At 71.0% G+C, this 10,624-nt stretch carries 11 protein-coding genes; 3 read left to right on the forward strand and 8 right to left on the reverse strand.

The features are described from left to right. The first annotated feature begins 89 nt into the window (after window positions 1–89). The 3 genes from ACQP10_RS37760 (at window position 90) to ACQP10_RS37770 (ending at window position 4,055) form a co-directional block, all read left to right on the forward strand. Window positions 90–1,322, forward strand: a complete 1,233-nt coding sequence (locus ACQP10_RS37760; protein WP_218912247.1) for a PLP-dependent aminotransferase family protein — start codon at window positions 90–92, stop codon at window positions 1,320–1,322. Between the two features lie 601 nt (window positions 1,323–1,923). Then, window positions 1,924–2,880 (forward strand): D-alanine--D-alanine ligase family protein, encoded by a 957-nt coding sequence (locus ACQP10_RS37765; protein WP_179821641.1) that lies wholly within the window; start codon window positions 1,924–1,926, stop codon window positions 2,878–2,880. A 116-nt stretch (window positions 2,881–2,996) separates the two neighbouring features. After that, on the forward strand, window positions 2,997–4,055 hold the full coding sequence (locus ACQP10_RS37770; protein ID WP_399498631.1) for a threonine aldolase family protein: 1,059 nt from the start codon (window positions 2,997–2,999) through the stop codon (window positions 4,053–4,055). A 380-nt stretch (window positions 4,056–4,435) separates the two neighbouring features. Here the strand turns inward: ACQP10_RS37770 and ACQP10_RS37775 are convergent, their stop codons facing one another. The 8 genes from ACQP10_RS37775 to rpmH form a co-directional block, all read right to left on the reverse strand. Next, a complete protein-coding gene (locus tag ACQP10_RS37775; protein ID WP_346018308.1) occupies window positions 4,436–5,440 on the reverse strand; it encodes a ParB/RepB/Spo0J family partition protein in 1,005 nt (334 codons plus the stop codon). A 70-nt stretch (window positions 5,441–5,510) separates the two neighbouring features. Then, window positions 5,511–6,344 (reverse strand): ParA family protein, encoded by an 834-nt coding sequence (locus tag ACQP10_RS37780; RefSeq protein ID WP_218911743.1) that lies wholly within the window; start codon window positions 6,342–6,344, stop codon window positions 5,511–5,513. Between the two features lie 324 nt (window positions 6,345–6,668). Continuing rightward, a complete protein-coding gene (rsmG, locus tag ACQP10_RS37785) occupies window positions 6,669–7,379 on the reverse strand; it encodes a 16S rRNA (guanine(527)-N(7))-methyltransferase RsmG (RefSeq protein ID WP_179821635.1) in 711 nt (236 codons plus the stop codon). 328 nt (window positions 7,380–7,707) lie between these two features. Further along, entirely contained in the window at window positions 7,708–8,205 is a 498-nt protein-coding gene (locus tag ACQP10_RS37790) for a R3H domain-containing nucleic acid-binding protein (protein WP_179821632.1), read from the reverse strand. Between the two features lie 34 nt (window positions 8,206–8,239). Next, entirely contained in the window at window positions 8,240–9,187 is a 948-nt protein-coding gene (yidC, locus tag ACQP10_RS37795) for a membrane protein insertase YidC (RefSeq protein WP_399498633.1), read from the reverse strand. 4 nt (window positions 9,188–9,191) lie between these two features. Beyond that, window positions 9,192–9,470 (reverse strand): membrane protein insertion efficiency factor YidD, encoded by a 279-nt coding sequence (yidD, locus tag ACQP10_RS37800; protein ID WP_179821626.1) that lies wholly within the window; start codon window positions 9,468–9,470, stop codon window positions 9,192–9,194. Further along, complete coding sequence (gene rnpA / locus ACQP10_RS37805; RefSeq protein ID WP_179821623.1) at window positions 9,470–9,844, reverse strand: ribonuclease P protein component; 375 nt, start codon at window positions 9,842–9,844, stop codon at window positions 9,470–9,472. The genes yidD and rnpA overlap by 1 nt, the downstream gene beginning before the upstream one ends. A 112-nt stretch (window positions 9,845–9,956) precedes the next feature. Then, window positions 9,957–10,094, reverse strand: coding sequence for a 50S ribosomal protein L34 (rpmH, locus tag ACQP10_RS37810; protein ID WP_010849920.1), 138 nt, complete (start codon window positions 10,092–10,094; stop codon window positions 9,957–9,959). Window positions 10,095–10,624: the final 530 nt, after the last annotated feature.

Below are 10,624 nucleotides of genomic sequence, written 5' to 3' on the forward strand. Positions count from 1 at the left end.
CCCACGATTCTGATCACGGTCGGACCGTCGCGCCCCAGGGTTCGCGGATCGACGCCTATGTCGACCGGTACGCCGCACGGGCAACCGGGATGGTCGCCTCCGAGATCCGGGCGCTCTTCGCCGTCGCGTCGCGGCCCGAGGTGGTCTCGCTGGCCGGCGGCATGCCGTACGTCACCGCGCTGCCCCTCGACGTGGTGGGGGAGCTCGTCGCCGACCTCGTCTCCCGCCGCGGCCCGGTCGCGCTGCAGTACGGCTCCGGCCAGGGCGACCCGCACCTCCGCGAGCAGATCTGCGACGTCATGCGCCTGGAGGGCATCGATGCGGGCGCCGACGACGTCGTGGTGACCGTCGGCTCCCAGCAGGCTCTCGACCTGATCACCCGCATCTTCATCGACCCGGGCGACGTCGTGCTGGCCGAGGGGCCGTCCTACGTCGGCGCGCTCGGCACCTTCTCCGCCTACCAGGCCAAGGTCGTCCACATCGCCATGGACGACGAGGGCATCGTCCCCGAGTCGCTGGCCCAGACCATCTACGCGCTGCGGACGGCGGGCGCGCCGATCAAGTTCCTCTACACGATCCCCACCTTCCAGAACCCGGCCGGGGTGACCCTCAACGCGGCCCGCCGGCAGCAGGTCCTGGACATCTGCCAGCGCGCCGGCATCCTGGTCGTCGAGGACAACCCGTACGGCCTGCTCGGCTTCGACGGCGAGCCCATGCGGGCGCTGCGCGCCGACAACGCCGACGGCGTGGTGTACCTCGGCTCATTCTCCAAGACCCTGGCCCCCGGCTTCCGGGTCGGCTGGGCGCTCGCCCCGCACGCCATCCGCGACAAACTGGTGCTGGCGATGGAGTCGGCGGTGCTCTCGCACTCCACCTTCACCCAGCTCGCGGTCGGCGAGTACCTCTCCGTGCAGCCGTGGCGCGAGCAGATCAAGACCTTCCGTGAGCTGTACCGCGAGCGCCGCGACGCCATGCTCACCTCGCTGGACGCCCTGATGCCGGCCGGCATGACGTGGACCCGTCCCCGGGGCGGGTTCTTCGTCTGGGCCACGCTTCCCGAGGGCCTCGATTCCAAGGCCCTGCTGCCGCGCGCGGTCGCCGAGCGGGTCGCCTTCGTCCCGGGCACCGGCTTCTACACCGACGGCGGCGGCACCCGGAACATGCGCCTGTCGTTCTGCTATCCCGAGCCGGACCGCATCCGCGAGGGCGTCCGGCGCCTGGCCGGAGTGATCGAGCAGGAGCTGCAGCTGCGCGACACGTTCGGCCCGGGCGCCGCGCCGGGTCACACCGGGGTGGACACCCCCGGCCCCGACATCGCCTAGGCCGTCCTTCACTCTCTGGGCCCCATGCCGCGATGATCACGGCGTGGGGCGCGGGGGTCTCTCTGATGAGCGGCGGTCGCCGCCGGAGCCGAAGGCGGCTGCGAAGTCGTCCGGCGCGACACCGGGCGCCGCGAAGCGATGTCCCGCACCGCTGCGGGCGCCGTCCACCGGAGCCCTCACCGTCCCGCCTGTCACCACGCCCCCGCGGGTCACCCCGGAGCGCCTCACCGTCCCATCTGTCACCGCGCCGCCCGGGGGTCACCGCGGCGCGCCGGAGCGCCTCGCCGTCCCGCGGGCCGCTGCCCGGTCCGCGGGTCCTTCCCGCCTACCCTGAGGTGGAAGCCCGGGTTCGCCGTCCGGCGGACCCGCGGCCTCCGGCATGGGCGCCCGGCTCGGCCGTCCGGTACGGGCGTCGGACTCCGGCCCTCCCCGCCGGCGTCGGACTCCGGCCTTCCACGCGGGCGTCCGGCGGCAGGCCGGACGAGCGCGGACCGGGCGCGGTGCCGTACGGTGACTTCCGCCGCCGTCGCGCGGCGAACGGCCCGGCCGCGACGGGAGCGGACCGGGACGCGGTACGGGTGGGAAAAGAGAGGTGTTTCGGGTGAGTGATCTGGGCCATGTCCTCGTGCTGGCGGGCGGGTTGTCCTACGAGCGCGAGGTGTCCCTGCGCTCCGGCCGCCGGGTGGGCGAGGTACTGCGGGCGGCGGGGATCCCGGTGGAGATCCGCGACACCGACGCCTCCCTGGTGCCCACCGTCCTCGCCGACCCGCCCGACGCGGCCTTCGTGACGCTGCACGGCGGGTCCGGCGAGGACGGCGCCATCCGCTCGGTGCTGGAGCTCCTCTCCGTCCCGTACGTGGGCGCCGGGCCCGACGCCTGCCGGGTGGCCTACGACAAGCCCACCGCCAAGGCGGTCGTGCGCTCCGTCGGCCTCCGCACGCCCGATTCGGTGACCCTGCCGAAGGAGACCTTCCACGACCTCGGCGCGTCCAAGGTGCTGTCCCGGATCGTCGAGCGGCTGGGCCTGCCGCTGTTCGTCAAGCCGTCCCAGGGCGGTTCGGCGCTCGGCGCGTCGGTCGTCCGTACCGCGGAGGAGCTGCCCTCCGCCATGGTCGGCTGTTTCGCCTACGGCGACACCGCGCTGATCGAGCGGTTCGTCGAAGGCGTCGAGGTGGCCGTCTCCGTGCTCGACCTCGGGGAGGGCCCGGTGGCCCTGCCGCCCGTGGAGATCGTCCCGGACGGAGGGGTGTACGACTACGCGGCCCGCTACACCGCGGGCCACACCGAGTTCTTCGCGCCCGCCCGGCTGTCCCCCGAGGTCGCCGCGGCCTGCGCCGAGATGGCGGTGACCGCGCACACCGCACTGGGGCTGCGGGACGTCTCCCGTACGGACCTCATCGTCGACTCGGACGGGCTGCCGCACTTCCTGGAGGTCAACGTCGCCCCGGGCATGACCGAGACGTCTCTCCTGCCGATGGCCGTCGAGGCCGCCGGCGACGACCTCGGCACCGTCTGCCGGGTGCTGCTGGAGCAGGCCGCCGCCCGCGGCACGGTCTGACCTCGCCGGGGTCCGTGCAACGGCACGGACCCCGGCGCGGGCCCGGGATCCGCAGGGACCGCCCGGCCGATCCTCGCCACGGCGAAGATCCACAAAACAGGTCCTAGTGTGGTCCCGTGCTGACTTCCACCCCATTTCCGAAGAGCTTCGCCAGCGACAACCACGCGGGCGTCCACCCGGCGGTCATGGCCGCCGTCACCGAGGCGAACACCGGGGACGCCCCCGCGTACGGCGGGGACCACTGGACCCGGGAGACGGAGGACGCCTTCCGCGCCGAGTTCGGCGACCGGGCGACCGTCTATCCCATGTTCAACGGCACCGGGGCCAACGTCGTCGGGCTGAGTCTCCTCCTGCGGCCCTACGACGCGGTGCTCTGCCCCGTCAGCGCGCACATCAACACCAGTGAGGGCGGCGCCCCCGAACGCCTGCTCGGCACGAAGCTGGTCCCCCTCGCCACGGAGGACGGCAAGATCTCGGCGGAGGACGTCCGGGGGCAGCTCTCGGTGCTGGGCAACGTCCAGCACTCGCAGCCCCGCGTCGTCTCCATCTCCCAGGCCACCGAGTGCGGTACCTGCTACACCGCCGACGAGGTCGCCGAGCTCGCGGAGTTCGTTCACGCCCACGGCCTCTTCCTGCACATGGACGGGGCGCGGCTGGCCAACGCCGCGGCCGGGCTGGGCTGCTCGCTGCGCGCTCTCACCACGGACGCCGGGGTGGACGTGCTCAGCTTCGGCGGCACCAAGAACGGCGCCATGGGCGCCGAGGCGATCGTCATCCTCAACCCCGAACTGGACGCCTCCGCGCTGTTCCTCCGCAAGCAGGCGATGCAGCTCGCCTCCAAGATGCGCTTCGTCTCCGTCCAGCTGACCGCGCTCCTCGCCGGGGAGCTCTGGCGCGAGAACGCCGCCCAGGCCAACGCGATGGCCCGCCGGCTGGCGGAGGGCGTCACCGGGCTTCCCGGGGTCTCGCTCCGCTACCCCGTCCAGTCCAACTCCGTCTTCCCGGTGCTTCCGGAGAAGGTGATCGCCGAGCTCCAGCAGCGGTATCTCTTCCACGTCTGGGACGCCGAGGAGCGCGTGGTCCGGTGGGTCATCTCGTTCGACACCACGGCGGAGCACATCGACGCCTTCCTCGCCGACATCCGGCTCGCCGTACAGGCGGCCACCGACGCCTGACCCTCTCCGGTACGACCAAGGAGGCCGGTACGGCCGCCCGCCCGGACGGCGATGTTTCACGTGAAACGATGCCGAGAAACGGCTCCGGGATGGGATAGCCGGGTTCCCCTCCGATGAACCTGGCGACCAAGCGGAGCGCCTGGGCGGTCGTTGTTTCACGTGAAACATGTCTGAGGACCGGCTCTGGAGCGCGACCCCGGGGCCTCGTCAGGGAGCCCGTCAGTGGAGCGGAGGGCCTGCGGGTGACTGCTGTTTCACGTGAAACATCGCCGCTTCCCAGCAGACTCGGAGGCAATCCTCCTCACCCGTCGGGAGTCTCCTGAAATGACGGTGGCCCGGTGTTTCACGTGAAACACCGGGCCACCGTCGCAGACGAGCCGTCAGCTCTCGCCATCCCCCATGGAGCCCGGGGCCATCGTCGCGATGATGCGCTCCAGATCGTCGATGGTGGCGAACTCCACCACGATGCGCCCCTTGCGGCGACCGAAGTCGACCTTCACGCGGGTCTCGAAGCGGTCGGAGAGCCGGTCGGCGAGCTGGCGGAGACCCGGCTCCTCGGCCGCCTTCGCCCGGGGGGCCCGGGGAGCGGGCGCCGGTGCGGCCTTGGCGTCGCCGACGGCCACGATCTCCTCGACCTCCCGGACCGACAGCAGCTCCGCCACGATCCGGTTGGCGAGGTGCTCCTGGGCGGCCGGGTCGTCCAGCGTCAGCAGGGCGCGGGCGTGCCCGGCGGTGATCGTGCCCGCCGCGACCTTCCGCTGGACGTTGGGCGGCAACTTGAGCAGGCGCAGCGTGTTCGTCACGTGGGCGCGCGAGCGGCCGATGCGGGTGGCGAGCTGCTCGTGGGTCGCATCGAAGTCATCGATGAGCTGCCGGTAGGCGGCGGCCTCCTCCAGCGGGTTGAGCTGCTCCCGCTGGAGGTTCTCGATGAGGGCGTCCAGGAGGAGCTTGTCCTCCTGGGTGTCGCGGACGATCGCGGGGACCTCCGAGAGCCCGGCGCGCTCGGAGGCACGCCAGCGGCGCTCCCCCATGATGAGCTCGTAGGAGTCGTCGTCCACCGCCCGGACCACGATCGGCTGGAGCAGCCCGACCTCGCGGATCGAGATGGCCAGCTCGTCCAGCGCGAAGTCGTCGAAGATCTCGCGGGGCTGGCGCGGGTTCGGCCTGATCTTCCCGATCGGGATCTCAAGGAAGTAGGCGCCCGCGACCGGCTGCAGCTCGGGCCGCCGCGGCTCCGGCGGTTCCGGCTCCATGATGACCGCCGCGGCGGTCGTACCGGTGGTCACGACCGGCTCCTGGACCGGCGTCCGTACCTCCGTCACGGCCGGACCTGTCGGGATGAGCGCTCCCAGTCCCTTGCCCAGTCCCCTCGGCGGCTTGCTCACTGCCTCTCCCGGCTCACGTCGGCGTCCCCAATGATCCTCGTAATGATGACAGCCACAGGCCCCCGGGCGCTCACACGACAGCGCCGCGGTAGGCGATTTCGCGTGCGGCGTCCATGTAGGCCATTGCGCCGCTGGAGCCCGGGTCGTAGGTCATGACGGACTGGCCGTAGCTGGGCGCCTCGGACACGCGGACGCTCCGCGGGATGACCGTGTTCAGCACGGTTCCGCTGAAGTGCGACCGTACTTCCTCCGCCACCTGGGAGGCCAGGCGGGTCCGCCCGTCGTACATCGTCAGCAGGATGGTGGACAGGTCGAGCGTGGGGTTGAGGTGGGCGCGGACCAGGTCCACGTTGCGCAGCAGCTGACCCAGGCCCTCCAGCGCGTAGTACTCGCACTGGATCGGGATCAGCAGTTCGTTCGCGGCCATCAGGGCGTTGACGGTCAGCAGGCCGAGCGAGGGCGGGCAGTCGATGAGGATGTAGTCGAACTCGTCGGCCCCGTAGGCGTTCAGCGCCCGCTGGAGACGCGCCTCCCGGGCGACCATGGAGACGAGCTCGATCTCGGCGCCGGCCAGGTCGATCGTCGCGGGGGCGCAGTAGAGCCCCGGCATGTCCGGGACCTCCTTGACGACCTCCTCCAGCGGCACGTCCTCGACCAGGACCTTGTACATGTCCGGCACGTCGCCGCGGTGGTCGATGGACAGCGCCGTGGAGGCGTTGCCCTGCGGGTCGAGGTCGACCACCAGGACGCGCTGGCCGTGCATGGACAGCGCCGCCGCGAGGTTCACCGACGTGGTGGTCTTGCCCACCCCGCCCTTCTGGTTGGCGACCGTGAAGATGCGGGTCTTCGGCGGGCGCGGCCATACGGCGTCCCGGGGCACGCTGGAGTTTCCTGGAGTGGTCATGGTCGTCTGGGCCGATGTTTCACGTGAAACCACTGAACTGAGTGCCTCTCGTACCAGCGGCGAGTCGCCGGGGCTAAGGGGTGGCTGGGTCACCTGGGTCACGGTCGCCGCCCTTTCGACCGGCCGGGCCGCGGCTTCGGGAGCCGGGACCGGCCAGCCCAGACCACCGGGGTGTCCCGCTGGCAGGGCGACGGGATTCTCGGGCCAGCCGAGACCGCGTGTCGCGCCCGAGATCGCATTTCCACGGTCATTCACTGGCTTCGTACTCGCTTTGCTCGGTCTTTCCGGTGGTGCTGTCCGGCTTCCTACTGCTGTCCGGCTGTCCTACTGATGTCGGGTCCGCTTCGCCCGCGAGGCGCGGTCCTTGCCGCGGGCCGCCTGGCGTGCTTTCCCGGGGGGCCGACCGGCGACCACCCGAATGAGAGTTGCCGGCGGCTCGACCTTACCGTGCCCGACGGACACAAGTTCGGCGGTTTGTACCCCGCTGGCCCGCAACTGGGCTTCTGCGTCCGCCAGTTCCCCGGCCGCCCGCTCTCCCTTGAGCGCCAGGAGCTCGCCGCCCTCGCGCAGCAGGGGGAGCGCCCACTTCAGCAGCCGGTCGAGCGGCGCCACCGCCCGCGCGCAGGCCACGTCGAACTCCCGCCGACCCGCGACCTCCTCCGCCCGGCCGCGCAGCACCTCGACGTTGCCGAGCCCCAGCGCGTCCACGCTCTCCTGGAGGAACGTCGTCCGGCGCAGGAGCGGCTCCAGGAGCGTGACCTGGATGTCGGGCCGTACGATCGCCAGGACCAGGCCGGGAAGGCCGGCGCCCGAGCCGATGTCCACCAGGCGCACATCGGCGGGGACGGCCTCGGCGACCACCGCGCAGTTGAGCAGGTGGCGATCCCAGATCCGGGGCACCTCACGGGGGCCGAGCAGCCCGCGCACCACCCCCGGACCGGCCAGGATCCGGGCGAACTCCTCCGCTCTCGACCAGGCGTCGCCGCTGAACACCTCGCGCGCGACCTCGGGCGGCTCGGGGATCTGCTCGCTCACTCGACGCTCACTCTTTTCTCGGAAACTGTCTTGGTCAGGGCGTTCTAAGGCTAATGGGCCACCCTCGTCCGCAGACACCGAAGCGGGCCGGTGAAAGGCTGCCGTGTCCGGACGGGGGGCGGTTCGCCGTCGGGAGCCGCACCCGGAGGAAGGCGGCCCATCACCGGAAGTCTGCCCGAAGGGGACGATCCGCCGCCGGGAGCCGCCTCCTGAGGGGGCGGTTCGCAGACGGAAGCCGTGCCTCGGGGAAGAGGATTCGCCGACGAAAAAGGCCGCCGCCCCTGGACGGACCAGGGGCGGCGGCCGGTGCTCGTGTCCGCCGCGGGTGTCAGGCGGGCAGGACCACCACGAAGCGCCGGGGCTCCTCGCCCTCGGACTCGCTCCGCAGGCCCGCCGCCGCGACCGCGTCGTGGACGATCTTCCGCTCGAACGGGGTCATCGGCTGCAGCGCCTTGGGCTCGCCGCTGCGCCTGACGTCCGCGGCGACCTTGGTGCCGAGGTCACGCAGCTCCGTCCGGCGGCGGTCGCGGTAGCCGCCGATGTCGAGCATCAGCCGGGACCGCTGGCCGGTCTGGCGGTGGACCGCGAGCCGGGTCAGCTCCTGGATCGCCTCCAGCACCTCGCCGTTGGCGCCGACGAGGTCGCCGCCCTTGACGTCCACCACCGACACGACGGCGCGATCGCCCTCGACGTCCATGTCGATGTCACCGTCGATGTCGGCGATGTCGAGCAGACCCTCGATGTAGTCCGCCGCGACCTCGCCTTCCTGCTCCAGCGCGGCGAGGTCCGGAGCCGTCTTCGCGGTCTCCTTCTCGGCCTCGGTCACTCCGCCACTCCTTCGTGCTGTCGGGGATGAGTCGTCATGACTTCTTGCTACCGGTCCGCTTGCTGCGGGGCTGACGGGTCGGCTGCTGGCGGATCACCTTGGGTGCCGGCTCGATGGGAGGAGCGGGGGGCTCGGTCTTCTTGACCTTGCCCAGCAGGCCCGGCTTGGGCTCGGGGGTCACCACGTTTCCCTTGGCGTCGACCATGGGAGAGGGGTGGCGGCTGTAGAACCAGTGCTGCTGGCCCAGCGTCCACAGGTTGGTGGTGACCCAGTAGAGGATCAGGCCGAGGGGGAAGTTCAGCGAGAAGATGGCGAACAGCGGCGAGATGTACATCAGGATCTTCTGCTGCTGCGCCATCGGGTTGTCCGGCATCTGCGCCATCGAGCGGGTGACGCTCTGCCGGACGGTGAGGAAGGTGGTCAGCGAGCTGACCGCCACAAAGAGCGCGAGCACGACCTTCGTCTGGATCGGGTGGGCGCCGCCGAGGGCCTGGATCTGCTCGGCGCTGCTCCAGAAGGTGGCCGGCAGCGGGGCGCCGAAGATGTGCGCCGCACGGGCGCTGTCGACCAGCTCCTTCGTCATGCCGAACTTGGTGTGACCGTCGGCCATCGCCCGCAGCACGGTGAACATCGAGATGAAGATCGGGAACTGGGCCACGATCGGCAGGCAGCCGCCGAGCGGGTTGGCCCCGGCCCCCTGGTACAGCGCCATGACCTCCTGGTTCATGCGCTGCTTGTCGTTCTTGTAGCGCTTGCGCAGCTCCTGGACCTTCGGGGCCAGCTCCTGCATCTTCCTCGACGAGCGCATCTGCTTGAGGAACAGCGGGAAGATGAGCAGCCTCATCAACACGGTCAGCGTGATGATGGTCAGCGCCCAGGTCAGCCCGCTGTCGGGAGAGAGGAAGCTGCTATAACCCTGGTGGATCCAGGTGATGACATGGGCGACGGCCGTGTACAGCCAATTCAGCCAGGACAGCTCCACGGAGCTAGCTCCCTTGCGTTTCGTCGGACCGGACCGGGCGTGGGGGCACCGGGTCAAAACCTCCGGGATGGAATGGGTGGCAACGCCCGATTCTCCGGATCGTCAGCCATGTGCCGCGCAACGCGCCGTGAACGGCCAGGGCCTCCAGGCCGTAGGCGCTGCACGAGGGGTGGAAACGGCAACGGGGACCCAGCAGGGGGCTCACGTAGGCCCGGTAGAACCGGATAGGAGCCATCAGGGTCCTGGCGGCGGGAGTGCCGCCGTCGGTCTGCTGCGCCGTCATCATCGCCCATCCATGCGAGCCTTGGGAGGCTCTCGCCGCCTGAGTAAACGATCCAGCGCGACATCGAGTTCGGCGGCAAGGCGCTCGCTTCGCGCGGACGCGGCCGGTGGATTGGCGCGTACAACCAGCAGGCTACCTCGCGGGAGGCGATCCAGGCGTTCCCGCACGAGGTGTCTCAACCTGCGCTTGACGCGGTTGCGGACGACCGCGCCTCCCACGGCCCGGCTCACCACGAACCCCACCAGCGGCGGTTCACCGCTCTCCGGGCGCATGCTCAAGTGCGCGACCAGGGTGGGACGGCCTGCTCGGCCTCCCTTTCTGACCGCGCTGGCGAACTCCTCGCCCCGGCGCATGCGGGATTCGGATGGCAGCACGAGTGGGTCTTCGCGGAATCCGGGCAGGTACGCCTATCGCCCGTCGGCTATCACGGCCGACGGGCGACGAGACGCTGCTGCCCTGGCCCGGCGAACCGGGCCGGTGGATACGTCAGGCGGAGAGCTCGGCGCGGCCCTTGCGACGGCGGGCGGCCAGGATGGCGCGGCCGGCGCGGGTGCGCATACGGAGCCGGAAGCCGTGGGTCTTGGCGCGACGACGGTTGTTCGGCTGGAAAGTACGCTTGCTCACGAGTGGGCTCCAGGCTCAAGGCGCGGCCCCCAGCACATGGGGACGCTTGACAGAGTGGCTGGCTTACCGGAGGCGGGGCATGCGAAATAGCCGCCGCGTGGTAAGCCGACCGTCGTACGTTACGGTGCCCGCGTGTCCCAGGTCAAACCGGCGGGCGGGCCGCCGACGGGTCGTCCACGAATCCACAGCCCCTTTGTCCACCGCCGCCCCGCCATCCACAGGGCATGCACCCAGCCTCCCCCGTACTGCCACTAGGCTGTGGACAACGTCTTGAACAGAGATGTGGACAAGACTACTGTCAGCCCTTCCAGACCTACTCTCCGCTGCGACGATGCGCGGGGCGGCGGGCGCGGGGCTGTGTACACCGTGTGGATTGCCTGTGGATTCCGGACGGTGGCCCGATGGGCCGCCGCGGCGCCCGGCGGGTGGACGGCGGGAGAACCCGGCGGGCCCGGCGGCCGCCGGTTGTGGATAACGGGAATCGCGGTGAAGCTCGGTCGGGGGCCGCGTCGGAGGAGGTGAGCCGGGCC

The organism is Streptosporangium sandarakinum, from assembly GCF_050942225.1.
Classification (GTDB): domain Bacteria; phylum Actinomycetota; class Actinomycetes; order Streptosporangiales; family Streptosporangiaceae; genus Streptosporangium; species Streptosporangium nondiastaticum.